Below are 24,183 nucleotides of genomic sequence, written 5' to 3'. Positions count from 1 at the left end.
AATTAGTTTGTTTAGTATAAGCCGTATAGTAATAATGAAGCAAAAAGTAACTTTTTGATAAGAAACAGTGCGAAGAACAGGGAACAAAAATTAGGTTTCTAATTCCTGTGGACAACATGACAACAGGTGTTTGCGAATAATCTGCTAAAGGGAGGATTAAAATCGGTAAAAATATAGAGGGAAAAATATGAAAATATAGAGGGAAAAATATGAAAAAACTTGACACAAAGCCAGACAAGTACTATAATAGTACAGCATGACATAAGGAGAAACAGTATACACCAAAGCCCCGGAGTGTACTGATTTCATATATAAAAGTAATGTTATAGATGAGATTATTAGTAGGAGGAATACCCATGAAAACGTATATGGCTAACCCTGACAAGATTGAAAGAAAATGGTATGTGGTTGACGCAGAAGGGTGCACATTAGGACGCCTTGCTTCTGAAATCGCAAAAGTATTAAGAGGCAAAAACAAACCAGAATATACACCACACATTGACACAGGAGATTATGTGATCGTTGTCAATGCAGAAAAAGTAAAAGTGACAGGTAAGAAATTACAGCAGAAGATTTACTACAATCACTCTGATTATGTAGGTGGTATGAGAGAAACTACACTTGCAGAGATGATGAATAAGAAACCGGAAAAAGTAATTGAGCTGGCTGTTAAAGGAATGCTTCCAAAAGGACCTATGGGTAGAGACATGATCAAGAAGCTTCATGTGTATGCTGGACCAGAGCACGCAAATCAGGCTCAGAAGCCAGAAGTACTGACATTTTAAGGAAAGGTTGAAAGGAGGACATTACAGTGGCTAACGCAAAATATTATGGAACAGGAAGAAGAAAAAAATCTATCGCAAGAGTATATCTTGTACCTGGAACAGGTAAGATCACGATCAATAAGAGAGATATCGACGAGTATCTCGGACTGGAAACATTGAAGGTTGTTGTACGCCAGCCGCTTGTTGCGACAGGTACAGTTGATAAATTTGATGTATTAGTAAATGTACGTGGAGGCGGATATACAGGTCAGGCAGGCGCGATCCGTCACGGTATCGCAAGAGCGTTGCTGGAAGCTGACGCTGATTACAGACCAGTTCTGAAATCCGCAGGTTATCTGACACGTGATCCACGTATGAAAGAACGTAAGAAATACGGTCTCAAGGCAGCTCGTAGAGCTCCGCAGTTCTCTAAACGTTAATCATACGTTTCGGAATGTACAATTTCAAAAGAATTTTCAACTCCTCAGGACTGCGGTTCTGAGGAGTTTGCTTTTTACTTTAGCGTTACTACATAATTATAGATGAAAAGGTAAATTAGTTATGTAATTAAGAATACTACGTTATTTTTTGACAGTAGCAAAAGAACAAAGTTTTACAAAGGCGGCGGGAAATTACATAGCACACAACCAACCCTATCTAGACAGCTTGCTGTGTTTGAAGAGGAGTTAGATAACACGCTGTTTGTCCGCAAAGGAAAAAGTATTACGCTTACAGATGAAGGGATATTGTTAAAGAGAAGGGCATTGGAAATCCTTAATTTGGAAGAACTAACGTTGGAGGGACGTGATTATATCAGAATAAAGGACAGCGATCATTGGGGAGTGAGAATGTATCCGGATGATCTGCTGGCTGATAAGGAATATATAGAGAAGAAATATTCCTTATTCGCAGGCAGTAAATAAGATGATAAAAGAAATCAATGCCTTCCAGGTATAAAAATAAATACAATATAAGTATTGGACATAATGCGACTATGAATTGTAAAATAGATGTGCAGGATAAGAAGATATCTTGTACATCTATTTTTGTAAAGGAGACGGATTATTATGAGAAAAAGATTAGTGGCATATTTTAGTGCAAGCGGAACAACGAAAAAAGTAGCAGAAATGATCGCAGATAGTGCAAAGGCAGAACTGTATGAGATTACACCAAAGATTTCCTATACAAATGCTGATCTTGATTGGAAGGATAAAAACTCTAGAAGCAGTATAGAGATGAATGATAAAAAATTCAGACCAGAAGTAGTAGATAAAGATATAGATATCAATGCCTATGATGAAATTATTTTAGGTTTTCCCATCTGGTGGTATGTAGCACCGACAATTGTAAATTCCTTTTTAGAAAAATATAATTTTTCAGGTAAAAAAATCATTTTGTTTGCTACTTCCGGTGGAAGTGGATTTGGAAATACGATAAGAGAATTGCAGCCTTCTGTACCGGACTGCATGCTTACAGAAGGAGAGATATTTAATAATGTGACGAAGCAGAAAGTTGCTGAATGGGTGGATACATTATAGGATTGGAAAGATGTAATATGAAAAAATGATACAGACAGCAGGTGAAAAATCATTAGAGGAATTTACACCACAATTTGCTCATTTTACTGATGATGTCCTTTTGGGATAGAACTGGAACAATCTTCCCTCAGGTGTACAGCATTGGCATGGAGCAGCACCGGACGAATGGCAGCTTGGGCTGATTCTGATTATATTAGGAATTATGAATTATCTTCTTATGATTTATTATGATAAATTGCTCTTTAAGATAAAGCCTGACAATATGGATCTTTGGCTTGGATAATTTTAAAAACAAAATTTCGACTCCTCAGGACATTAGTTCTGAGGAGTTTTTTCAACGGGAAGCTGTAACTGTGTGATATATTCTGTTTCATCAGAAGTTGTGTGAATATCGATCCATAGAATTTCTAATAAGTTGCCGAGAATCGTGAAATTATGAGAGTGCGCATATTGTGCAAGCTGTTGTCCCCAATAGGCGCTTTGCTTATAATTCCCACGATAGGTGACGCAGAGATAACTGCCTCCGTCGATGCTGTCTGCTCCGTCTTCATCTATGAGAAAAACAGATTGATAGGAAAGTATTTTTTTGTTTAACAGAGATGACAGAGAAATCATAGTTCCGATCTGATTGCTTCCGATAATATACAGTCGGTTTTGATTTAAGTTGATAAGCTGCTTGATCAAAAGATCCATCTCTTCTTCGTTTTCGTATCCTTCGGGAAGACGATGACAATGCCGAGGCGGGATATTTATTAAGTGGATCTCATTTAAAGGCAGAGATAATGCGGAACGAATGTTGTTTAATCTGTGATCTACATTTTTTTGCAGTTTTTGCAGATACTGCATTTGCTTTTCGATTACTTCTTTTTCATCTTTCAGCATAGAAAGTGAGGATGAAACAGTATGCTGATCCAAGTATTTACGGATCTGTTCCATCGTAAATCCAATGGAACGCAGGTCTCGGATTACATTAAGCCGCCAGATGTCGTGGATACTATAATACCGATATCCGGTTTTGGAACGTTGCGGTTTTATGATTCCGATTTCTTCATAATAACGTATGGAATCTACACCGATTCCATATAATTTAGAAATTTCGCCGATTTTAAAAAATTTTTTCATATTCCTATATATCTCCTTGACTCTAGTATTATACCAGAGTATATAATTGCTGCATAGATTCAATCATAAATTGATGAAAGGAATTAAAAAAATGCGTTCAGTTTTAAAAGAACTTAAATTATCATCAGTAGTATTTCTTTTATTGGGCAGTGCGATATTAGCATTTGGACTTTATAATATCCATTCTGTATCTAATGTTACAGAGGGCGGGATCTTAGGGCTGACACTTCTTTTGGAATATTGGTTTGGTATTTCCCCGTCTGTTTCAGGATTTGTGCTGACAGCATCCTGTTATTTTTTGGGGTGGAAATTGTTGGGAAAACTTTTTCTTGCATATTCTTTTATCTCTTCCGTTGGGTTTTCTGTTTTTTATAGAATTTTTGAACAGTTTGAACCACTGTTTCCGGATATTGGTACAAAGCCACTTTTAGCAGCAGTTGTAGGCGCTTTATTTGTAGGGGTGAGTGTTGGGATTTGTGTCCGGGTTGGCGGGGCGCCAACAGGAGATGATGCGCTTGCGATGAGTTTGGAAAGAGTGTTTCCATTAGATATCCAATGGATCTATTTGATCAGTGATCTGATCGTATTACTTGTATCGCTTACGTATATTCCGGTGAGCAAGATTGTGTATTCGCTCTTGACCGTTATCTTGTCGGGACAGATTATTGGTATTATACAAAAGATCCAATTTCCTAAAGTAAATCCTTCGAGCTTAAATGACCATCAACAATGTTCCGATTCCGATTAAAATACAGCCGGCGAAAGATTTGGCTGTAAAATCTTCGTGCAAGAAAACAAATGCCAGTACTAAGGTGATAATTACACTTAATTTATCTATTGTGACAACTTTTGAGGTATCTCCTATTTGTAAAGCCTTATAATAACATAGCCAGGAAGCGCCTGTTGCCAGACCGGAAAGTATGAGAAAGAGCCAGCTCTTTTTGGGAATATCAGATAAACCGTGTTGCGCATTGGTTAGAAAAACCATTCCCCAAGCCATGATAACAACTACAACCGTACGAATAGCAGTTGCTAGATTGGAGTTGACTTCCTGTATGCCGATTTTTGCCAATATGGAGGTTAATGCTGCAAAAAATGCAGAAAGTAATGCAAATATAAACCACATATTACGATTGCCTTCTTCTTGTTAAGTATGAAGTGTGCAGATGTCTACATATCTGCACACTTTTATTATCTCACTAATGAAAAGGAGAAACAAGAACAAATTGTGGGAACAAGCAAGTTGCTATTGCCGAAATAAGAGAATATAATTATATCCGTATAACAATATAAAGAATGGCAGTTATGGAGCTGGGAAACAAAGAACAATGGAAATGGATAAGAGAGGTGTGCGTGAATGAAAGAGATTCCGATTGTATTAGAAGAATTGCAACGTTTGGCGATGCGGGATGAGACCGTTCGTCAGCGATTTCTGAAAACGAGAGAAGCGACAGATCCTGTATCGGCATTTTGCGGTCTCTGCCGCGATATGGGATATGAATTATACGAGATGGAGTTGATCTGTGCCGGAGAAGAATTCTATGCAAATATGAAAAGAAGTACGAATGGTGGTGGAGAAAATTCTCCTGTTTTGGCTGGGGCAGATGATTTCTACGAAATGTTTTTTGCGAATATCAGCAAAAAGTCCTCACGCTCTTAAAGGGTGAGGCGGATGGGATATGCATACAGATTTCATTTGTCTTCGTCTGTCTGTTCTTCACGCTGATACGTGATCAGACGACCGATATCTATTTGGAGATAGTAGCATAGTTTGCAGAGCAGCCCGGCATCCAGCCTTTGAAACTCATTGCGGCAGTATCTATTGAAGTTAGAACGGGGGATATCTAAATCTTTACAGATTTTATTTTTGGAGATATGTTTTTCTTTGAGTATTTCTTCTATATGAAACTCCAAGTAGCCGTAGTACATGCAAATTCTCCTTTACAAATTTACTTTAATTATATATAATGAGGTGGTAAATAGTAAGTCACTATATAGGGACTCACTATATAGTTATTCTGTCGGAAGTTTCTTGGCGAATCAGAGGTGATAGAGTATGCGGGAATTACTTGGGCAATTGAAACTATGCATGGAAAATCTGAGTTCTTGTGTGGGCATGGAGAATTCTCTGGATAGATATGGAGAGGATACGCAGGGCGAGGAACTGGAGGGACAACTTGATAGATTTGAAGCAGAGATACAGTATTATTATCTCAAAAATTTATCATATTTATCAGAACAGAAGATATGTGGGGGAAATTTTATAGAATATCTTGTACAGTATAGAAACATAAAAGAACAACTTTTAGCACATATATAGTGAAAAAATGAGGGTATTACTTTTCAGGAAATCTTTCCTGCAGAAGTAATACCCCTTTTATTACAGAAATGGTTTAATTAAATGGTTTCGCCGTTTTTATATTTTTGCAGTACACGCTGAATACGCTCGTTTGGATTCAGCAGAGAATTAATGGAACCGTCATGATTTAACGTATCGATCAGAAGAGCGATATATTTACTCATATCACAGCTGATATAGTAAGGTCTGGAGAGCAGCTCTGGAGTCTGATAGATGAGATTTGTCGTGAGGATTCCTGTTATAAGGCCATTCTCATAGGCTTTATCAAATTTTTCCATTCCATTTGTGAACAGTCCAAATGTAGCCGCGGCAAAAATGCGCTTTGCCTTACGGCGTTTTAATTCTGTGGCAACTTCAATGATACTGTCGCCGGAGGAGATCATATCGTCGATGATGATGACATCTTTTCCTTCTACGGAGCTTCCCAGAAATTCATGCGCTACGATCGGATTCCTGCCGTCTACGATCCGGGTGTAATCGCGTCGCTTATAAAACATGCCCATATCCAATCCCAGGACATTGGCAAGATAGATCGCACGGTTCGTACCGCCCTCATCAGGGCTGATCGCCATCATATGGGCGCTGTCGATCTGTAGATCTTTCACATGCCTTAAGAGACCTTTGATAAATTGATAGGTCGGAGATACCGTCTCAAAACCGTTTAAAGGAATCGCATTCTGTACTCTGGGATCATGTGCATCAAAAGTGATGATATTATCTACACCCATATGTACGAGTTCCTGGAGAGCCAGAGCACAGTCCAAAGATTCTCTGCCACTTCTTTTATGCTGGCGGCTTTCATATAGGAAAGGCATGATCACATTGACGCGTCGGCCCTTTCCTCCTACAGCGGCGATGGCACGTTTTAAATTCTGGAAGTGATCGTCTGGTGACATATGATTGGTATTTCCCGAGAGTGAATACGTGATGCTGTAATTACATACATCGACTAAGATGTATAGATCTTTTCCACGCACAGATTCTGCGATGATGCCCTTTGCCTCACCGGAACCAAATCGGGGGGTTTTAGCGTTTATGATAAAAGAGTCTTTTTCGTATCCGGCGAAAGCGACGTCGTCTTTATATTTGGACGCGCTTTCTTTTCTCCATTTTACAAGATAATCATCCACTTTTTTGACGAGCTGTTCGCAGCCGACAACGGGAATTAAGCCCAGTGCTCCAACCGGAATGTTTTCTAAAATTCGTTCTGTTCGACTTAACATGAATAGTCCTCCCTGTTTTTTAACTTCTTTTTGATTCTTATGTCATCTCCGACCAGTTTAAGCAGCGTATAATTGCTGGTTATCCTTGAGAAAGCGCGCTCGGTATATAGATCGGCAAGCGCTTCCAGAGAAAGGTTAGTAGAGATAATGGTCGATCTTTTATCGATCAGCCTTTCGTTGATACAGGTGAAAAGCTGGGATGCTATAAATGAATTTGTATATTCTGTGCCCAGATCATCTATGATCAATAAGTCACAGCTAAAAATATACTCGAACATGTTGTGCGCGTCAATATCATTTTTGTCAAAAGTATTCTGCGCGAGGATGTGAAAGAATTTTGGGGCAGAAAAATATAGAACGGAGAACTCTCTGTCCATCAACTCTTTTGCGATGCAGTTGGAGAGAAAGGTCTTTCCTATTCCAACATCTCCATAGAGAAACAGATTGTGAAATTCTGTTCCAAATGTATCTGCAAAACGGCGGCATGCCTGCAGGGCGTCTTCTGTCAGACTTCTGGAGGAACGCCCGGTCTTGCTGTCAAAATAATTCTCTGAATAATAATCCAGCTGAAAGGTATCAAAATTTTCTTCGGAAAGGATCTCTTTCAGATTCGACTGTTCGTAGAGCAGATCAGTGACTGCCTTTTTGAAACAATGGCATTTCTTTCCGTCTATGTATCCTGTGTCGCGGCAGTCGGGACACTCATAGACAGGCTCCAGATAATCCTTTGGAAAACCGGCGCCAAGGAGAAGGCTCTCTTTACTGCTGCGCAATATTTCGAGCTCTTCTTTTAAAGAACATATATCCTGTTCTTCTCCGTTTAAGAGCCGTTTTCCATACTGGACGGAAAGCGCCGCTATGGAACCATCCAACTCCTTGAATTCCGGCAGTTTTTCATAAACTTTCTGATAACGTCTGGTCAGTATATCATGACTTTTGAACTGCTTTTGTTCATAGGCTCGCATGATTGTCTGATATTGCGAATTTTTTAATCCCAAGGTTATTGCTCCTCACTTAATTGCTGTTTAACAGTTTTTCTTCCAGAGAGTCCATATCATAAGAACGTCTCTCAAAGTTATTGAGATTTTTTGTGATAGGTTTGGTCTTGCGGATATTTTCTTTTTGAGAAGATTTTTTCTTTAGAAAGTCTTCGTCAAGCGTAAGAATATCCTTTAAATGCTTTACATTTGCTTTTTGCCATTTAGATAATATACTATCTGTATATTCGAAACTTGGCTGATGAGTGGCGGCAATCGTGCGGCGGCAGGCTTCCTGTATAATATCCAGAGAAAAACCAAGCGTTTCCGTCCATTTCTTGATATAGGAAAGCTCAGAGGCGGCAGGGCCGCGTCCCTTGATGCCAAATGCATTGAGGATAGTATAACAGTTTTTGTGATAACATGCAGACTGTTCTTTTGCCTGTGCGACTGTTGTGATTCCTCCGTCCGACCAGGCGAGAGCGACTTTCTGTATATAGTGTATGCTTTTGTGGCCGTTTTCTACGCAGGTTTCGATCAAGTATTCAATTAAATCCGCGGACATGTGAAGCGTGTCATAAAAATAGGTGATCGTATCCATCTCTGTATGGGATAAGGTTTTTCCCAGATACTGCTCTGTAATAAAAAACAGAGATTTCAACTCTTTCTGTGCTTTGAAGGAATCCAGCGGGATCGCCTTTGGCGTGATCTGTCCTATTGGTGCTGCGTGCGCTGCCGGGACTGACGCGGCGGAAGGAACAGCGGCAGAAGAAGTTCCCGCGGAAGCTGCGGATGTGCCTGCCAAAAGGGGCGTCTTCTGCAGTTCGATCCCGGAAATTTTGCCGTCTTCATCCTTGTCCAGAAGCAGAAGTCCCACAGATTCCCAGTATCGGAATGCACGCAAAACATCACTTTCTGTGTTTTTCAGACAGTCGGCGATAGAAGAAATCGTCAGCGAGGAACAGGGATCGTCAAGATGCCGCAGTAAAAATAAATAGACTTTCACAAATTCTCCATTCGCATTTATCATATAATGATCTATAAAATCATTGGATAGAAGCGTTGCGTTTGCCTGGCATTTATTTTTTAAAGTCAGAGTTTTCATAGATCCTTGTCCCACCTTTTAGTTTCATAATTTTATCATTCGTACAGTTGGTATTATAGCATTTAACCATGGGTGAAAAAAGTACTTTTTCATAGGAGAGGCCAGGTTTTTTGTAGATAACTCTGTGCACAAGATGTGGATAACTACTCTTTTAAGAGCTCTTCTCCCACGGTTACGACATCTCCGGCTCCCATAGTTATTAACAAATCTCCGGGCACGCAGTGCGCCTTTAAGAAAGCCTCGATCTCCTTGAAGCTTGAAAAATAATGCGCGTCAGTTCCTGATTTTTTCACTTCCTTAGCCAGATTAGCGGAGGAGATACCGAGAGTATCCGTTTCTCTGGCGGCATAAATATCTGCAAGAACAAGATGATCCGCATGGGAGAGCGCATCTGCAAATTCATAGAAAAAGGCCTTTGTACGTGTATAGGTATGAGGCTGAAATACACACCACAGACTGTTGTGCGGATAATGCTGGGCGGCTTTTAAAGTGGCGGTGATCTCCGTAGGATGATGAGCGTAGTCGTCCACAATGGTGATTCCGTTTAACATACCTTTATACTCAAAACGGCGGTCAGTGCCGGAAAAAGAGAAGAGTCCCTTTTTGATCGTATCCATAGGAATATGCAGAAGTTCGGCTACAGCGATCGCTGATAAAGCGTTAGATACATTATGGTCTCCTGTTACAGACAGAACGATATGTTCTGTCATTTCTCCATGCTTTAGCAAATCAAACGATACACAGCCCTTTTCATCATAGCAGATATTTGCGGCGCTGTAGTCCAGGGTGGAGGAAGAACCATAGGTGACGATATGGCAGGAAAGCCCTTCGTAAATTTCTGTATGGTCTTTAATGTCCCCATTGATGACTAATGTGCCGTCAGGAGGAAGAAGCGCTGCAAATTGATGAAATGAATGGCGGATGTCCTCCAGATCTTTAAAGAAATCCAGATGATCTTCTTCAATATTTAAAATCACGCTGATCTTTGGGAAAAAGTGCAGAAAACTATTTGTATATTCACAGGCTTCTGTGATAAAGGTACCAGAATTTCCCACTCGGATATTGCCGCCGATGGCCTTCAATATACCTCCTACGGAAATAGTAGGATCGAGATCTCCCTCTAATAAAATATGAGAGATCATGGATGTAGTCGTTGTCTTTCCGTGCGTGCCGGAGACGGCAATAGGGGTGTCATAGTTCTTCATCAGCTGACCGAGCAGTTCTGCACGTGTAAGCATAGGGATCTTGCGCGCTACCGCCTCGATCAGTTCTGCGTTGTCGCGGCTGATGGCAGCGGTGTACACGACACAGTCAATATCGTCTGTAATATTAGAAGCTTTTTGTCCATAGATGATATGCGCGCCCTTTTCTATAAGCTGCTTTGTGAGCGCGGATTCTTTTGAGTCAGAACCGGATACGCTGAAGCCCTCTTTTAAGAGGATTTCGGCAAGCCCGCTCATGCTGATACCGCCGATCCCGATGAAATGGATGTGTATTGGTTTTTGAAAATTGATTTTATACATAGAAAATGCCCCTTTAAAAAATAATTTTGAAAAATCCGGAAAATAGTCATAAATTATATGTGCTTTCTATATTATACTATATATGAGGAATTTTTAAAGAAGTTCTTTTTGTACTAATTTAACAAAAAGAGTAAAAAAATAGCAAAAAAATTGTAAAAATTACTCACAAATGACAAAAGTATGATATAATGAATACATCTAACTAGAAATGAGGTGACGCAATGTTTAAAAAGGAAATGATTGCCATGCTGTTAGCGGGTGGACAAGGCAGTCGATTGGGGGTTCTTACAGCCAAAGTTGCAAAACCGGCAGTTGCATTTGGCGGTAAGTATCGTATTATTGATTTTCCGCTTAGTAACTGCATTAATTCAGGGGTAGATACAGTAGGTGTTTTGACACAGTATCAGCCTCTTAGATTAAACACACATATCGGGATCGGTATTCCATGGGATCTTGACCGAAACATTGGAGGAGTGACGATCCTGCCGCCGTATGAAAAGAGTACGAACAGTGAATGGTATACGGGTACGGCGAATGCGATCTATCAGAATTTGAACTATATGGAGACATACAATCCGGATTATGTATTGATTCTTTCCGGAGATCATATTTATAAGATGGATTACGAAGTTATGCTGGATTTCCATAAAGCAAATCATGCGGATGTCACGATCGCCGCTATGCCTGTGCCGATCGAGGAGGCCAGCCGCTTTGGTATTGTCGTCACAGATGAGGAAAGCAGGATTAAAGAATTTGAAGAAAAGCCGGAGAAACCAAGCAGTAATCTGGCGTCTATGGGAATTTATATTTTCAGCTGGCCGGTTTTGCGGGAGGCGCTGATACATCTGAAAGAACAGCCGAACTGTGATTTTGGAAAACATGTCATCCCGTACTGCCATGAAAAGGGAGACAGGCTTTTTGCCTATGAATATAATGGGTATTGGAAGGATGTGGGAACTTTAACTTCCTATTGGGAAGCGAATATGGAGCTGATCGACATCATTCCAGAGTTTAATCTGTATGAAGAGTTCTGGAAGATTTATACAAACAGCGCAAATATCCCGCCGCAGTATATCGCGGAAGACGCGGTCGTGGACAGGTGTATCATCACCAATGGTTCTGAGATACACGGGGAGATACATAATTCCGTTCTGGGCGGAGGCGTGACAGTAGGAAAAGGAAGCGTGATCAAAGATTCTATCATCATGCAGGGTGTAAAGATAGGAGAAAACTGTGTGATAGAAAAAGCGATCATTGCGGAAGATACGGTGATCGGCAAGAATGTGACTATTGGCATCGGCAGTGAAGTTCCTAATAAATTAAAACCAAATATCTACAGCGGCGGGCTTGCTACGATCGGAGAGAATTCTGTGATACCGCCGGATGTGCAGATCGGCAAGAATACTGCCATAAGCGGTGTGACATCTGTTGAGGATTACAACGACGGAGTACTTGCAAGTGGAGAAACATTGATAAAGGCAGGTGAACGGGTATGAGAGCAGTTGGAATTATTTTAGCGGGCGGAAGCAGCAGAAAAATGCAGGAACTTACGGCAAAGAGAGCGGCAGCCGCTATGCCGATCGCGGGCAGCTACCGTGCGATAGATTTTGCTTTGAGTAATATGACAAATTCCCATGTGCAGAAAGTGGCAGTCCTGACACAGTATAATGCCAGATCTTTAAATGAACATTTGAATTCATCTAAATGGTGGGATTTTGGAAGAAAGCAAGGAGGTATGTATCTTTTCACGCCTACGATCACGACGGACAACAGCAATTGGTACCGCGGTACGGCAGATGCGATCTATCAGAATCTGGATTTCCTGAAACGCTGCCATGAACCGTATGTGATCATTACTTCTGGAGACGCAGTCTATAAGCTGGATTACAATAAAGTGCTGGAATACCATATAGCAAAGAAAGCAGATATCACTGTTGTATGTAAGGATCTGGGGCCGGAAGAAGATGCGACACGTTTTGGAACCGTGCGCATGAATGAGTCGGCACGTATCGAAGAATTTGAGGAAAAGCCGATGGTGGCTCATTCACAGACAGTCTCTACAGGGATCTATATTATCCGCAGGAGACAGCTGATCGACCTCGTAGAGCATTGCGCAGAGGAAGAACGACATGATTTTGTAACCGATATTCTGATTCGTTATAAAAATCTGAAGAAGATATACGGTTATAAGATAAACAGCTACTGGAGTAACATCTCAACCGTAAATTCCTATTACCAGACTAACATGGATTTCTTGAAGCCGGAGGTGCGAAATTATTTCTTCCGGGAGCTTCCAAGTGTGTACTCTAAGGTGAGTGATCTTCCGCCGGTCAAATACAATCCGGGCGCTGTCGTAAAGAACAGCCTTATAGGAAGTGGAAGCATTGTAAACGGAACGATCGAAAACTCTGTTATCTTCAAGAAAGTTTTTGTTGGAAACAATTGTGTGATCAAGAATTCTATTATCTTAAACGACGTTTATCTAGGGGATAATACATATATTGAAAATTGTATTGTCGAGAGCCGTGATACGATAAGAGCGAACACAAGACATGTCGGTGAAAATGGTGTGAAAGTGGTAGTTGAGAAAAACGAGCGATATGCATTATAAGGGTTTCAGCATTAATGCAGGCAGAGAAAGGAGACTTGAGAGGTATGCAGATAACAGACGTGCGCGTACGCAAGGTGGCAAAGGAAGGAAAACTCAAAGCAGTCGTTTCTATCACGATCGATGATGAATTTGTTGTTCATGACATTAAAGTGATAGAGGGGGAGAAAGGACTATTTATCGCTATGCCGAGCAAAAAGGCATTGGACGGTGAATACAGAGATATTGCCCATCCGATCAATTCGGGAACAAGAGAGCGTATTCAGAGAACGATACTGGAAAAGTATACAGAATCTCTGGAAGAAGATCCCGAAGTAGTCGTAGGGGAAATGTAAATATAGTAACGTACAAAATAGAAGAAAGGCTGTCGATGTCTGATAGGAGCATCGGCAGCCTTTCTTTTAAGATCAGGGCAGAGCATTAAGTCTGTCGATCTGAAAGGAAAGCGCTTTTTGCGTGTACGGGTGAGTGAATTCCAGTCGATAGGCAAACAGCTGTAATCCGTGTTGACAGAGAAAAGGCGGTGTTTCCTGTAATGAGGATATATTTCCATATTTTCTGTCTCCGACGATGGGACAACCAATGTGTGCCATCTGTACCCGGATCTGATGATGCCTGCCGGTATCAAGCTGTATTTCCGCAATTGCAAAGCTATTATTTTTTTGTAGGATTTTATAATGGAGACGGGCTGATTTGGCTCCTGGCGTATCAGGCGTACAGATACGGGAAGTGTTGGTACGTCCATCTTTTATCATGTGATCGCTTAGGTCGGTTTCTAAAATATCCGGCGTTCTGCTTAAAAGCGCACGGTAATACTTGCCGAACCCTTTTGTCTGCATCTGCTGGTTTAGTTTCTTTGCGGCAGCCGCTGTTTTGGCAAAGACAAGAATGCCTTCCACAGGCTGATCCAGGCGGTGAATGACTGCCAGATAAGGGGACGTCTTGCTATGAGTCTGCAAGGAAATATGGTTTTTTAGCAGACTGACAAGATCGGGCTGCGAAAGAGAGCGGCTCTGTACAGGAATACCTGCGGGTTTTAAGCATACAAGAATGTGAGGATCTTCAAATAAGATATCGGGTTTCATAGATTTTCTCCTTTTGGCGCAGATTCTTGTTTTTCTATAAATCTGACTAATCTGATTATCATATAAAAGAAATGAAAGGTCAAGCGTTGCCGTCGGTGCAGACAATAAGGTTGACAAGCCGCGGGATTTCAAGTAAAATCACAGGTACAGCCGGCGAAGAAGTGGCTTTGTATATGTAAATCATACCGCCGAGAGTTCCGGTCCCCTGATGGGGAGGGGAAGTCCCGGCGATTTTGTTGTAGAAAATGATGAGGAAAAGGAGAAAAGCAGCATGGCAAAGGAAAAGAAATTGGTAGAGTCGATCACCGCAAGAGACGAAGATTTCGCACAGTGGTATACGGATGTGGTAAGAGAAGCGAAATTGTGTGATTATTCGGGTGTAAAAGGATGTTTGAATTATCTTCCGAACGGATATGCGATCTGGGAGAATATCCAGTCTAATTTGGATAAGAGATTTAAAGAAACGGGAGTGGAGAACGTATATCTTCCGGTTTTGATCCCGGAGAGCCTGCTGCAGAAGGAAAAAGATCATATAGAAGGCTTTGCGCCAGAGGTGGCGTGGGTCACACATGGCGGGATGGAAGAACTGCAGGAAAGGTTCTGCATCCGCCCTACGTCGGAAACATTATTCTGCGATGTGTGGAGCAAGACGGTACAGTCTTATCGTGATCTTCCGAAAGTCTGGAATCAATGGTGTTCTGTTTTAAGATGGGAAAAGACGACAAGACCTTTCTTACGTTCCAGGGAATTCTTATGGCAGGAAGGACATACGATCCATGCTACTTATGAAGAAGCAGAGGAAAGGACGCTTCTGATGCGGGATATTTATAAAAATTTTGTGGAAGAAGATCTGGCAATCCCGCTGGTGACAGGGAAAAAGACGCCCAGTGAAAAATTCGCCGGCGCGCAGGATACGTATACGATAGAGGCGCTTATGCATGATGGAAAGGCGCTCCAGTCAGGAACCAGTCATTTCTTTGGAAATGCATTTGCGGATGCCTTTGATATTAAATATTCTGATAAAAATAATGAACTTCACAGTGTGTATGAGACATCCTGGGGGCTTTCTACCAGGATCATCGGCGCTATTATCATGGTGCATGGGGATGACAGCGGTCTGGTACTTCCTCCGCACATTGCGCCGGTACAAACAAGGGTCATTCCTGTTGCACAGCATAAAGAAGGGGTTCTGGAAAAAGCAGGAGAACTGCTGAATAGTTTGAAGGCAGCGGGATACAGAGCCCAGATCGACGAAACGGAGAAGAGTCCGGGATGGAAATTCAGTGAGCAGGAAATGCTGGGGATCCCGACACGTATCGAGATCGGGCCAAAAGATATTGAAAAGAACCAGGTCGTTGTTGTGCGTCGAGACACAAGAGAAAAGATCGTGGTATCCATGGATGAGATCACCACACGGCTGACGGAAATCTTAGAGACGATCCAGAAGGATATGTACCAGAAAGCAAAGACATTCTTGGATTCGCATATTCATACCGCGCTGACCATGGAGGATATGGTAAAGACAGCACAGGAGGAAACCGGATTTATTAAAGCAATGTGGTGCGGAGACGAAGCTTGTGAGGAGGCGATCAAGGAGCAGACAGGCGGTGTGACTTCCCGCTGTATTCCAGAGCAGGAAGAACATCTTTCTGATGTGTGTGTGTGCTGTAAAAAACCGGCAAAACATATGGTGTATTGGGGTAAGGCATATTAATCATGGTATTTCATAATATGGTAAATATGCAGCTGATGATGTTTCTTCTGGTGGGGATAGGCTTTCTTGTCAGAAGAAAGAATATCGTCGGGAGCACAACAAGAAAAGAACTCGTTGACTTTTGTCTGTACGTGACACTGCCGTTTAATACGTTTCATTCTTTCCAGATAGAATGGGAGTGGACGATGCTGACAAAGTTTGCGGAAGTACTGCTGCTGTCGATAGGCTATAATATCCTGTCGATGGCAGTCAGTTTTTTTAGTTACAGAAAAACAGAAGCTGCCAGACAAAAGCCTCTCCGTTATGGCACGATCGTATCTAATGGCGGTTTCTTAGGAAATCCTGTGGTAGAAGGAGTCTATGGGATGCAGGGGCTTTTTTATGCGTCTGTATTCATGCTGCCTATGCGGATCGTGATGTGGAGTGTCGGGATTTCCTGCTTTCTGCGCGACAAGGTACGACCCGGGGACGTGCTGAAAAAAGTACTTACACATCCGTGCATCGTAGCTATTTATCTTGGACTGGCTGTGATGGTTTCGGGAATAGAATTTCCGGTATTTCTGGATACTACGATCGAAGGGATCAGTGCCTGCAATACGCCGCTTAGTATGATGCTTGTAGGCATGATGTTGTGTGAAATGAAGCCGGAGGGGATCTGGGATAAAACCATGCTGTATTATGTGTCTGTCCGTCTGATCGTTATACCGGCGATCGTATTTGCAGTCACTGCCTGGCTGCCTGTTCCGGCAATTTTGCGGGGGATCACGGTGCTTATAGCCGGGATGCCAGCGCCGGTGACAACAGCACTTTTATCTTCCAAATATAACGGAGATGAGACGTATGCTACGGGAATGATATTTGCTTCTACACTGCTTTCGCTTTTTACATTGCCTCTCTGGTGTCTGTTATTGGGATAAAAAAGCATAAAACCCTTGACTTTTGAGTAAAAACGTACTAAACTAATTTAGCGTGCATGAAAATGCCGTTATTTTCGTGCGCGGAAAGGATAACGCAGATTATCCGCAGCCACTCTGGGGCATAAGCCCAGAGCAGATGAATGTATCATAGGAGGTGAAAAAAATGCCAACATTTAACCAGTTAGTTAGAAAAGGACGTCAGACTTCAGAAAAGAAATCTACAGCACCGGCACTTCAGAAAGGATATAACTCTCTGAAAAAGCGTGCGACAGACACATCTGCACCGCAGAAAAGAGGTGTATGTACTGCCGTTAAGACAGCGACACCAAAGAAGCCTAACTCAGCTCTGAGAAAGATCGCCAGAGTTCGTCTTTCTAATGGGATCGAAGTGACAAGCTATATTCCGGGTGAAGGTCACAACCTGCAGGAGCATAGCGTTGTTCTTATTCGCGGAGGAAGAGTCAAAGACCTGCCAGGTACAAGATACCATATCGTAAGAGGTACTCTGGATACAGCAGGTGTTGCAAAGAGAAGACAGGCTCGTTCCAAATACGGCGCTAAGAGACCAAAAGACGCAAAATAAAGATGTAACTAAAGTGTTAAATATCGTATCACAAACAGAACTATGATTATCGTAGCTTAACGGATAACATTTGTATCCGGTAAGCATACCCTGCTGTTTGACAAAGACAAGCAGGCATTGGTTGCGGATTTTAAGTGGAACACTTAAATAGATAGTCCCGCGGCCACGAGCACATGCTATGCGATTCCATAGAGAGACACATGTGAGTACCGATGAATTAATCCCGGCAAAGACCGGAAATAATGATTAAGGAGGGAAGGACCGTGCCACGTAAAGGACATACTCAAAAAAGAGATGTATTAGCAGATCCGATATACAACAATAAAGTGGTTACCAAACTGATCAACAATATCATGTTGGACGGCAAGAAAGGTGTAGCGCAGAAGATTGTATACGGAGCGTTTGAAAGAGTAGAAGCAAAGGCTGAAAAGCCAGCCATCGAGGTGTTCGAGGAAGCAATGAACAACATCATGCCCGTACTGGAAGTTAAGGCAAGACGTATCGGTGGAGCAACTTATCAGGTGCCGATCGAAGTAAGAGCAGACAGAAGACAGGCTCTGGCGCTTCGCTGGCTTACATTGTACTCCCGCAACAGAGGAGAAAAGACAATGGAAGAAAGACTGGCAAATGAGATTTTGGATGCTGCCAACAATACAGGAGCATCTGTAAAGAAGAAAGAAGATATGCACAAGATGGCAGAAGCAAACAAGGCGTTTGCTCACTATCGTTTCTAATAGGAGGAAAAAACCTTGGCTGGAAGAGATTATCCATTAGAGAGAACCAGAAATATTGGTATTATGGCTCATATCGATGCTGGTAAGACTACGACAACAGAGCGTATTCTCTACTACACCGGTATCAACCATAAAATTGGTGATACGCATGAAGGTACTGCTACCATGGACTGGATGGCTCAGGAGCAGGAAAGAGGTATCACGATTACTTCAGCAGCTACGACATGTCACTGGACACTGCAGGAAAACTGCAAGCCAAAAGAAGGGGCCCTGGAGCACCGTATCAATATTATTGATACACCTGGACATGTTGACTTTACAGTTGAAGTAGAGCGTTCACTCCGCGTATTGGATGGTGCAGTAGGTGTGTTTTGTGCCAAAGGTGGAGTAGAGCCTCAGTCAGAAAATGTATGGCGTCAGGCTGACACATACAATGTACCGAGAATGGCTTTCATCAATAAGATGGACATTTTAGGTGCAAACTTCTACGGTGCCGTAGAACAGATTAAGACAAGATTAGGAAAGAATGCCATCTGTATTCAGCTTCCGATTGGTAAAGAAGACGATTTCAAAGGTATTATCGACCTGTTTGAAATGAAAGCCTACATCTACAACGATGACAAGGGGGATGATATTTCTATCCTTGACATTCCGGAAGAGATGCAGGAGGAAGCAGAGTTATATCATACAGAGTTGGTAGAAAAAATCTGCGAGCTGGATGATGATTTAATGATGGCTTATCTGGAAGGGGAAGAACCTTCCGTAGAAGAGCTGAAAGCAACGCTGAGAAAAGCGACTTGTGAGTGTGCGGCAGTTCCGGTATGCTGCGGAACAGCATACAGAAACAAGGGTGTGCAGAAGCTGCTGGATGCGGTTATTGAATATATGCCGTCACCGGTTGACGTACCGGCTATTCAGGGTGTTGATATGGACGGGAACGAAGTGGTGAGACATTCTTCTGATGAAGAACCATTCTCCGCATTGGCATTTAAGATCATGACAGACCCGTTCGTAGGTAAGCTTGCTTACTTCCGTGTGTATTCAGGAACCATGAACTCTGGTTCTTACGTACTGAATGCGACAAAGGGCAAAAAAGAGCGTGTTGGACGTATCTTGCAGATGCACGCGAATAAGAGACAGGAACTTGACAAAGTATACTCAGGAGATATCGCAGCAGCGATCGGATTTAAGTTCACAACAACAGGTGATACGATCTGTGATGAGCAGCATCCGGTAATTCTTGAGTCTATGGAGTTCCCGGAGCCGGTTATCGAGCTCGCTATCGAGCCAAAGACAAAAGCTTCACAGGGAAAACTCGGAGAGTCTCTTGCAAAACTTGCAGAAGAAGACCCGACATTCCGTGCACATACAGATCAGGAAACTGGTCAGACGATCATTGCAGGTATGGGTGAACTTCATCTTGAGATCATCGTAGACAGACTTCTGCGTGAATTCAAAGTTGAGGCTAATGTAGGCGCACCGCAGGTTGCTTACAAAGAGTCCATCACAAAGGCTGTAGATGTGGACAGCAAGTACGCAAAACAGTCCGGTGGACGTGGACAGTACGGACATTGTAAGGTGAAATTTGAACCTATGGATGTCAATGGGGAAGAGACATATAAGTTTGAATCGAGTGTAGTCGGAGGCGCGATTCCGAAGGAATATATCCCGGCAGTAGGAGAAGGTATCGAAGAAGCTATGAAATCAGGTCTTCTCGGCGGCTTCCCGGTAGTGGGTGTGCATGCGACGGTATACGATGGTTCTTACCATGAAGTCGATTCCAGTGAAATGGCGTTCCACATCGCAGGTTCCCTTGCCTTCAAGGACGCTATGAAGCAGGGGGCTCCGGTACTGCTTGAACCTATCATGAAGGTAGAAGTAACGATGCCGGAAGAATATATGGGAGATGTTATCGGCGATATCAACTCTCGCCGTGGACGCATTGAAGGTATGGATGATCTGGGCGGCGGCAAGATCGTACGCGCGTACGTTCCGCTTTCTGAGATGTTCGGGTATTCTACAGACCTTCGTTCCAGAACACAGGGACGTGGTAACTACTCTATGTTCTTTGAAAAATATGAACCGGTACCGAAGTCTGTACAGGAGAAAGTATTATCCAACAAAAATGAGTAAAATCCTAACAAAAGGGTTGAAAAACGGCTGGCTTTGAAATATAATCAAAGTTAGCCGAGTAAAAGCGAAAAAATAAGTAAAATACCCGTAATTGGGTGATATAATGAAGGAGGATATTCAAAATGGCAAAAGCTAAATTTGAAAGAACAAAACCACATGCTAATATTGGTACCATCGGCCACGTTGACCATGGTAAAACAACTCTGACAGCTGCTATTACAAAAACACTTGCTCACAGAGTAGATGGTAACGCAGCAGTTGATTTCGAGAACATTGACAAAGCGCCAGAAGAAAGAGAACGTGGAATCACAATTTCTACAGCTCACGTTGAGTATGAGACAGCAAAACGTCACTACGCACACGTTGACTGTCCAGGACATGCTGACTATGTAAAGAACATGATCACAGGTGCTGCACAGATGGATGGAGCTATCCTTGTTGTAGCTGCTACTGACGGTGTTATGGCTCAGACAAAAGAGCACATCCTTCTGTCCCGTCAGGTAGGTGTACCATACATCGTAGTATTCATGAACAAATGCGATATGGTAGATGATGAAGAACTGCTTGAATTAGTAGAAATGGAAATTCGTGAACTTCTGAACGAATATGAATTCCCGGGAGATGACACACCGATCATCCAGGGATCAGCTCTGAAAGCTCTGGAAGATCCAGACGGAGAATGGGGCGACAAGATCATGGAACTTATGGACGCTGTTGACGAGTGGATCCCAGACCCACAGCGTGATACAGATAAGCCGTTCCTGATGCCTGTAGAGGACGTATTCTCTATTACAGGACGTGGTACAGTTGCAACAGGTAGAGTAGAGCGTGGTACACTTCACGTATCTGATGAAGTTGAAATCATCGGTGTACATGAAGACGTTAAGAAGACAGTTGTAACAGGTATCGAAATGTTCCGTAAACTGCTTGATGAAGCACAGGCTGGTGACAACATTGGTGCTCTGCTTCGTGGTATCCAGAGAACAGAGATCGAAAGAGGTCAGGTATTGATCAAACCAGGTACAGTAACATGCCATAAGAAATTTACATGCCAGGTTTACGTTCTGACAAAAGATGAAGGTGGACGTCATACACCATTCTTCAACAACTATCGTCCACAGTTCTACTTCAGAACAACAGACGTAACAGGTGTTTGCGAACTGCCTGCAGGAATCGAAATGTGCATGCCTGGAGATAACGTAGAAATGACAGTTGAACTGATCCACCCAGTAGCTATGGAAGAGGGTCTTGGATTCGCTATCCGTGAAGGTGGACGTACAGTTGGATCAGGTAAGGTTGCTAAGATTATTGAATAATCTGCAGAAGATCTTATACTGAAACTGAATAATTGAGATCATAATAAGCAGCCGTTTTAAGTTTTATGACTTGAGACGGCTGCTTTTTTAGAAGGAGCAAAAGAATGGAGAAAATAAGAATACCAGATACGGAATTAGAACTTTCTCCGATCGGATTTGGGTGTGTGAATGCAGGGTTGAAGTGGGATAAAAAGGAAGCCGATTACCTCTTTGATGCTTTCCTGGACATGGGGGGAAACGTGTATGATACCGCAAGAGTCTATTCCGACTGGATACCTCCGGAAATCGGGAGGAGTGAAAGAGTGTTGGGAGACTGGCTCGCCCGCAGCAAAAAGCGTGAGCAGACGATCGTCATTACGAAAGGCGGGCATCCTGATATGACTTGCAGTTCCCCTGACAGACATAAAAGCAGAGTTTCAAGAGAAGAAATGCGAAGAGATGTGGACCTGTCCTTAAAGACATTGCGTACAGATTATATTGATATTTACTTTTATCATAGAGATAATGAGTCGATTCCGACAGAGGAACTGATCGAGACGATGGAAGAGTTTGTAAAAGCAGGAAAGATCCGCTACTATGCATGTTCTAATTGGACTACCCAGAGGATGGAAGCGGCGGATAAGTATTGCCGGGAAAAGGGATACAGGGGCTTTGTGGCGAATCAGGCGCTGTACAATGTAGGCTATGCATATATGGATCCGTTGGCAGATGATACGATGCTTTCGATCGATACGCCTATGCGGAGGTATCATGAAAAAAATTTCAGGAATCTGGCCATGCCTTACATGGGAGTGTGCGGCGGTTTTTTCAATAAGCTGCTGAAAGAGGGAGAGCAGTCGGTAAAAGATTCGCCTTATTATACAGAAGATAATGTGCGGATGGCGAGACAAATAGAGCATATCATGGAAAAATATCAGGTGACAGCGACACAGGCGGTACTGGGCTTCTTTACATGTCAAGATTTTGCCTGCCTGCCGTTATATGGACCACGAGACGTGGAAAGCTTGCAGGAGGCCTGCAAAACATTTGATGTATCGTTTACAAAAGAAGATTATGTGCTAGAATAGGAAGAGAAAAAGAGGCGCCTGAAAGGGCAGGGAAAAAGGAGGATAAAAAAGATGAAGATAGGGATAGGAAATGATCATTCAGCATTGGAATTAAAGGCAGAAATTATCAGCTTTTTGGAAGAAAAGGGATATGAGGTCGTTGATTTCGGGACAAACTCAAAGGAAAGCTGCGACTATCCCAAATATGGAGAAATGGTTGCCCGTGCAGTTGCGGCAAAGGAAGTAGATCTTGGGATCTTGATCTGTGGTACAGGACTCGGTATTTCATTGGCAGCCAATAAAGTCAAAGGGATCCGTGCGGCAGTGTGCAGCGAACCATTTACAGCGAAAATGTCAAGAGCGCACAATAATTGTAATATCCTTGCATTTGGCGCAAGGGTGGTAGGGGCAGAACTTGCCAAAATGATCGTGGATACCTGGCTGAATACAGAATTTGAAGGCGGACGTCATCAGAGAAGAGTAGATATGATCATGGATATTGAGAAGGAAGAGTAAAGAAAAAAATTAAAAAGACAAAAAACAACAGGTATCGCATGCAGCAGAATCATAATGGCTGTCGTGCGATACCTGTTTTTTGCAGTGGATCAAGTGTAGATAATGCGAACTCCCAGATCCTGGTATTTTTTCTCCTCTTCTTTAGGAAGAACAGAATCGGTGATAATCGTGTTGATCTCGTCTACACTGGCAATGCGCGTAAAAGCAGTATGATTAAATTTGGAATGATCCGCCATGCAGATCACCTCATCTGCTGCTGCCATGAAAGCCCGTTTTGTAGAACGGTCTCCATAATAAAAGATCATCAGTCCGTTTTCAATGTCAATGGTGCTTATTCCCAGAAAAAGCTTATTTACCCGGTATTTTTTAATAAACTGGATGGAATCTTCTCCGTTGACAACAAAAGACTCCCCATCTCTTTTAAGGACGCCGCCAATGACGTACACGGTGACGTTTGGTTTATACATTAATTCATTGATAATGAGTATATCATTTGTCAGAACAGTGACCTTAAAATCTCCAAGCAGACGAGCTAATTCTAAGGAAGTACTTCCATCATCCAATAGTATGATATCGTATTCTCTTAAAAGAGAAAAAGCTTTTTTGGCAATCTTTTTTTTCTCTTCGACATATTTTTCCCGGTGAGAATATATGGGAAAAGAAGCGGCCTTTTGTGTGCATAAAATGGCTCCGCCATGTACTCTTTGTAAAACATTTGCCTTCTCCAGTTTTTTTAGATCCAGACGCACGGTTTTAGGAGTAACTTGAAGCAATTCGCTTAGCTGAATTACGCTGACTGTCTTTTCTTTCTGAAGAAGATCCATTATCCGTTCAAGACGTTCGTTTTGAATCATACTAATTCTCCTTTACCCCTACTTATTTTTGTATATTGTATCATAGCTTTAAATAAAAAACAATAA

Annotated in this window: 26 protein-coding genes and 2 pseudogenes; 19 read left to right on the top strand and 9 right to left on the bottom strand. The window is 42.3% G+C overall.

The annotated features are described in order from the left end of the window. Positions 1–356: 356 nt before the first annotated feature. The 5 genes and pseudogenes from rplM to WKT01_RS09940 form a co-directional block, all read left to right on the top strand. Positions 357–785, top strand: coding sequence for a 50S ribosomal protein L13 (gene rplM / locus WKT01_RS09960; protein WP_059066730.1), 429 nt, complete (start codon positions 357–359; stop codon positions 783–785). Positions 786–811: 26 nt separating this feature from the next. Further along, positions 812–1,204, top strand: coding sequence for a 30S ribosomal protein S9 (gene rpsI, locus WKT01_RS09955; protein ID WP_059066731.1), 393 nt, complete (start codon positions 812–814; stop codon positions 1,202–1,204). Positions 1,205–1,337: 133 nt separating this feature from the next. Then, positions 1,338–1,660 (top strand): annotated as a pseudogene (locus WKT01_RS09950) (LysR family transcriptional regulator); the annotation flags it as partial. 171 nt (positions 1,661–1,831) lie between these two features. Continuing rightward, a complete protein-coding gene (locus tag WKT01_RS09945; protein ID WP_059066733.1) occupies positions 1,832–2,302 on the top strand; it encodes a flavodoxin in 471 nt (156 codons plus the stop codon). 25 nt (positions 2,303–2,327) lie between these two features. Then, positions 2,328–2,408 (top strand): annotated as a pseudogene (locus WKT01_RS09940) (carboxymuconolactone decarboxylase family protein); the annotation flags it as partial. A gap of 209 nt (positions 2,409–2,617) precedes the next feature. On the opposite strand, the gene WKT01_RS09935 reads toward WKT01_RS09940, so the two are convergent. Continuing rightward, positions 2,618–3,424: a MerR family transcriptional regulator gene (locus WKT01_RS09935; RefSeq protein ID WP_059066734.1), complete on the bottom strand. Its 807-nt coding sequence runs from the start codon at positions 3,422–3,424 to the stop codon at positions 2,618–2,620. Between the two features lie 91 nt (positions 3,425–3,515). Here WKT01_RS09935 and WKT01_RS09930 point away from each other — a divergent pair, with 91 nt between their 5' ends. Next, positions 3,516–4,172, top strand: a complete 657-nt coding sequence (locus tag WKT01_RS09930) for a YitT family protein (protein WP_282924065.1) — start codon at positions 3,516–3,518, stop codon at positions 4,170–4,172. On the opposite strand, the gene WKT01_RS09925 is transcribed toward WKT01_RS09930, so the two are convergent. Continuing rightward, entirely contained in the window at positions 4,137–4,550 is a 414-nt protein-coding gene (locus WKT01_RS09925) for an EamA family transporter (protein WP_282924058.1), read from the bottom strand. The genes WKT01_RS09930 and WKT01_RS09925 overlap by 36 nt on opposite strands. 231 nt (positions 4,551–4,781) lie before the next feature. Here WKT01_RS09925 and WKT01_RS09920 point away from each other — a divergent pair, with 231 nt between their 5' ends. Further along, the gene (locus WKT01_RS09920) at positions 4,782–5,084 is read left to right on the top strand and encodes a hypothetical protein (RefSeq protein WP_340312242.1); all 303 of its coding nucleotides are present in this window, start codon (positions 4,782–4,784) and stop codon (positions 5,082–5,084) included. A gap of 32 nt (positions 5,085–5,116) precedes the next feature. Here the strand turns inward: WKT01_RS09920 and WKT01_RS09915 are convergent, their stop codons facing one another. Beyond that, positions 5,117–5,353: a helix-turn-helix domain-containing protein gene (locus tag WKT01_RS09915; RefSeq protein ID WP_340312240.1), complete on the bottom strand. Its 237-nt coding sequence runs from the start codon at positions 5,351–5,353 to the stop codon at positions 5,117–5,119. Between the two features lie 127 nt (positions 5,354–5,480). Here WKT01_RS09915 and WKT01_RS09910 point away from each other — a divergent pair, with 127 nt between their 5' ends. Beyond that, entirely contained in the window at positions 5,481–5,744 is a 264-nt protein-coding gene (locus WKT01_RS09910) for a hypothetical protein (RefSeq protein ID WP_059066739.1), read from the top strand. Between the two features lie 77 nt (positions 5,745–5,821). On the opposite strand, the gene WKT01_RS09905 is transcribed toward WKT01_RS09910, so the two are convergent. From WKT01_RS09905 to murC, 4 genes are all read right to left on the bottom strand, one after another. Further along, positions 5,822–7,006, bottom strand: a complete 1,185-nt coding sequence (locus tag WKT01_RS09905; RefSeq protein WP_340312239.1) for a ribose-phosphate pyrophosphokinase — start codon at positions 7,004–7,006, stop codon at positions 5,822–5,824. Beyond that, complete coding sequence (locus tag WKT01_RS09900) at positions 7,000–8,004, bottom strand: ATP-binding protein (RefSeq protein ID WP_340312238.1); 1,005 nt, start codon at positions 8,002–8,004, stop codon at positions 7,000–7,002. The genes WKT01_RS09905 and WKT01_RS09900 overlap by 7 nt, the downstream gene beginning before the upstream one ends. Before the next feature lie 16 nt (positions 8,005–8,020). After that, the gene (locus WKT01_RS09895; protein ID WP_340312237.1) at positions 8,021–9,088 is read right to left on the bottom strand and encodes a DnaD domain protein; all 1,068 of its coding nucleotides are present in this window, start codon (positions 9,086–9,088) and stop codon (positions 8,021–8,023) included. Between the two features lie 143 nt (positions 9,089–9,231). Further along, positions 9,232–10,611: a UDP-N-acetylmuramate--L-alanine ligase gene (gene murC, locus WKT01_RS09890; protein ID WP_270395607.1), complete on the bottom strand. Its 1,380-nt coding sequence runs from the start codon at positions 10,609–10,611 to the stop codon at positions 9,232–9,234. A gap of 221 nt (positions 10,612–10,832) precedes the next feature. On the opposite strand from murC, the gene WKT01_RS09885 reads away from it, so the two are divergent. The 3 genes from WKT01_RS09885 to spoVG are packed head-to-tail and all read left to right on the top strand — an operon-like array spanning position 10,833 to position 13,554. Beyond that, a complete protein-coding gene (locus tag WKT01_RS09885) occupies positions 10,833–12,107 on the top strand; it encodes a glucose-1-phosphate adenylyltransferase (RefSeq protein ID WP_270395608.1) in 1,275 nt (424 codons plus the stop codon). Beyond that, the gene (gene glgD, locus WKT01_RS09880; protein ID WP_270395609.1) at positions 12,104–13,222 is read left to right on the top strand and encodes a glucose-1-phosphate adenylyltransferase subunit GlgD; all 1,119 of its coding nucleotides are present in this window, start codon (positions 12,104–12,106) and stop codon (positions 13,220–13,222) included. The genes WKT01_RS09885 and glgD overlap by 4 nt, the downstream gene beginning before the upstream one ends. A gap of 44 nt (positions 13,223–13,266) precedes the next feature. Continuing rightward, positions 13,267–13,554 carry a septation regulator SpoVG gene (gene spoVG / locus WKT01_RS09875; protein ID WP_117974941.1) on the top strand — a complete coding sequence of 96 codons (288 nt, stop codon included), beginning with the start codon at positions 13,267–13,269 and terminating at the stop codon, positions 13,552–13,554. A 72-nt stretch (positions 13,555–13,626) separates the two neighbouring features. Here the strand turns inward: spoVG and WKT01_RS09870 are convergent, their stop codons facing one another. After that, complete coding sequence (locus WKT01_RS09870; RefSeq protein WP_117974943.1) at positions 13,627–14,304, bottom strand: RluA family pseudouridine synthase; 678 nt, start codon at positions 14,302–14,304, stop codon at positions 13,627–13,629. A 271-nt stretch (positions 14,305–14,575) separates the two neighbouring features. Here WKT01_RS09870 and proS point away from each other — a divergent pair, with 271 nt between their 5' ends. The 8 genes from proS (at position 14,576) to rpiB (ending at position 23,263) form a co-directional block, all read left to right on the top strand. Continuing rightward, positions 14,576–16,018, top strand: a complete 1,443-nt coding sequence (gene proS, locus WKT01_RS09865) for a proline--tRNA ligase (RefSeq protein ID WP_117974985.1) — start codon at positions 14,576–14,578, stop codon at positions 16,016–16,018. A gap of 2 nt (positions 16,019–16,020) precedes the next feature. Beyond that, positions 16,021–16,935, top strand: a complete 915-nt coding sequence (locus WKT01_RS09860; protein WP_117974945.1) for an AEC family transporter — start codon at positions 16,021–16,023, stop codon at positions 16,933–16,935. Positions 16,936–17,098: 163 nt separating this feature from the next. Beyond that, a complete protein-coding gene (gene rpsL, locus WKT01_RS09855; protein ID WP_059066750.1) occupies positions 17,099–17,518 on the top strand; it encodes a 30S ribosomal protein S12 in 420 nt (139 codons plus the stop codon). A 263-nt stretch (positions 17,519–17,781) separates the two neighbouring features. Next, positions 17,782–18,252 (top strand): 30S ribosomal protein S7, encoded by a 471-nt coding sequence (gene rpsG / locus WKT01_RS09850; RefSeq protein ID WP_059066751.1) that lies wholly within the window; start codon positions 17,782–17,784, stop codon positions 18,250–18,252. Between the two features lie 15 nt (positions 18,253–18,267). Next, positions 18,268–20,385 carry an elongation factor G gene (gene fusA / locus WKT01_RS09845; protein WP_117974947.1) on the top strand — a complete coding sequence of 706 codons (2,118 nt, stop codon included), beginning with the start codon at positions 18,268–18,270 and terminating at the stop codon, positions 20,383–20,385. A 122-nt stretch (positions 20,386–20,507) separates the two neighbouring features. Next, a complete protein-coding gene (tuf, locus tag WKT01_RS09840) occupies positions 20,508–21,701 on the top strand; it encodes an elongation factor Tu (protein ID WP_117974949.1) in 1,194 nt (397 codons plus the stop codon). 104 nt (positions 21,702–21,805) lie between these two features. Further along, on the top strand, positions 21,806–22,768 hold the full coding sequence (locus WKT01_RS09835) for an aldo/keto reductase (protein WP_340312236.1): 963 nt from the start codon (positions 21,806–21,808) through the stop codon (positions 22,766–22,768). Positions 22,769–22,819: 51 nt separating this feature from the next. Then, positions 22,820–23,263: a ribose 5-phosphate isomerase B gene (gene rpiB / locus WKT01_RS09830; protein ID WP_340312235.1), complete on the top strand. Its 444-nt coding sequence runs from the start codon at positions 22,820–22,822 to the stop codon at positions 23,261–23,263. An 89-nt stretch (positions 23,264–23,352) separates the two neighbouring features. On the opposite strand, the gene WKT01_RS09825 is transcribed toward rpiB, so the two are convergent. Further along, positions 23,353–24,117, bottom strand: a complete 765-nt coding sequence (locus tag WKT01_RS09825; RefSeq protein ID WP_340312234.1) for a DeoR/GlpR family DNA-binding transcription regulator — start codon at positions 24,115–24,117, stop codon at positions 23,353–23,355. Positions 24,118–24,183 lie beyond the last annotated feature (66 nt).

The sequence above is a fragment of the Mediterraneibacter sp. ICN-202921 genome (genome assembly GCF_037890075.1).
Lineage (GTDB): Bacteria > Bacillota > Clostridia > Lachnospirales > Lachnospiraceae > Mediterraneibacter > Mediterraneibacter massiliensis.
Note: the sequence above shows the minus strand (reverse complement) of the source record. Positions and strands in the feature narration are given on the sequence as shown.

Bases quoted from the DNA above. Each gene is read 5' to 3' on its own strand.
- WKT01_RS09885 (WP_270395608.1), top strand. From the start codon at position 10,833: ATGTTTAAAAAGGAAATGATTGCCATGCTGTTAGCGGGTGGACAAGGC.
- WKT01_RS09915 (WP_340312240.1), bottom strand. From the start codon at position 5,353: ATGTACTACGGCTACTTGGAGTTTCATATAGAAGAAATACTCAAAGAA.
- glgD (WP_270395609.1), top strand. From the start codon at position 12,104: ATGAGAGCAGTTGGAATTATTTTAGCGGGCGGAAGCAGCAGAAAAATG.
- murC (WP_270395607.1), bottom strand. From the start codon at position 10,611: ATGTATAAAATCAATTTTCAAAAACCAATACACATCCATTTCATCGGG.
- WKT01_RS09835 (WP_340312236.1), top strand. From the start codon at position 21,806: ATGGAGAAAATAAGAATACCAGATACGGAATTAGAACTTTCTCCGATC.
- WKT01_RS09825 (WP_340312234.1), bottom strand. From the start codon at position 24,117: ATGATTCAAAACGAACGTCTTGAACGGATAATGGATCTTCTTCAGAAA.
- WKT01_RS09860 (WP_117974945.1), top strand. From the start codon at position 16,021: ATGGTATTTCATAATATGGTAAATATGCAGCTGATGATGTTTCTTCTG.
- WKT01_RS09870 (WP_117974943.1), bottom strand. From the start codon at position 14,304: ATGAAACCCGATATCTTATTTGAAGATCCTCACATTCTTGTATGCTTA.
- WKT01_RS09945 (WP_059066733.1), top strand. From the start codon at position 1,832: ATGAGAAAAAGATTAGTGGCATATTTTAGTGCAAGCGGAACAACGAAA.
- proS (WP_117974985.1), top strand. From the start codon at position 14,576: ATGGCAAAGGAAAAGAAATTGGTAGAGTCGATCACCGCAAGAGACGAA.
- rplM (WP_059066730.1), top strand. From the start codon at position 357: ATGAAAACGTATATGGCTAACCCTGACAAGATTGAAAGAAAATGGTAT.
- WKT01_RS09930 (WP_282924065.1), top strand. From the start codon at position 3,516: ATGCGTTCAGTTTTAAAAGAACTTAAATTATCATCAGTAGTATTTCTT.
- tuf (WP_117974949.1), top strand. From the start codon at position 20,508: ATGGCAAAAGCTAAATTTGAAAGAACAAAACCACATGCTAATATTGGT.
- rpiB (WP_340312235.1), top strand. From the start codon at position 22,820: ATGAAGATAGGGATAGGAAATGATCATTCAGCATTGGAATTAAAGGCA.
- WKT01_RS09935 (WP_059066734.1), bottom strand. From the start codon at position 3,424: ATGAAAAAATTTTTTAAAATCGGCGAAATTTCTAAATTATATGGAATC.
- WKT01_RS09910 (WP_059066739.1), top strand. From the start codon at position 5,481: ATGCGGGAATTACTTGGGCAATTGAAACTATGCATGGAAAATCTGAGT.
- WKT01_RS09905 (WP_340312239.1), bottom strand. From the start codon at position 7,006: ATGTTAAGTCGAACAGAACGAATTTTAGAAAACATTCCGGTTGGAGCA.
- WKT01_RS09920 (WP_340312242.1), top strand. From the start codon at position 4,782: ATGAAAGAGATTCCGATTGTATTAGAAGAATTGCAACGTTTGGCGATG.
- spoVG (WP_117974941.1), top strand. From the start codon at position 13,267: ATGCAGATAACAGACGTGCGCGTACGCAAGGTGGCAAAGGAAGGAAAA.
- rpsL (WP_059066750.1), top strand. From the start codon at position 17,099: ATGCCAACATTTAACCAGTTAGTTAGAAAAGGACGTCAGACTTCAGAA.
- WKT01_RS09895 (WP_340312237.1), bottom strand. From the start codon at position 9,088: ATGAAAACTCTGACTTTAAAAAATAAATGCCAGGCAAACGCAACGCTT.
- WKT01_RS09925 (WP_282924058.1), bottom strand. From the start codon at position 4,550: ATGTGGTTTATATTTGCATTACTTTCTGCATTTTTTGCAGCATTAACC.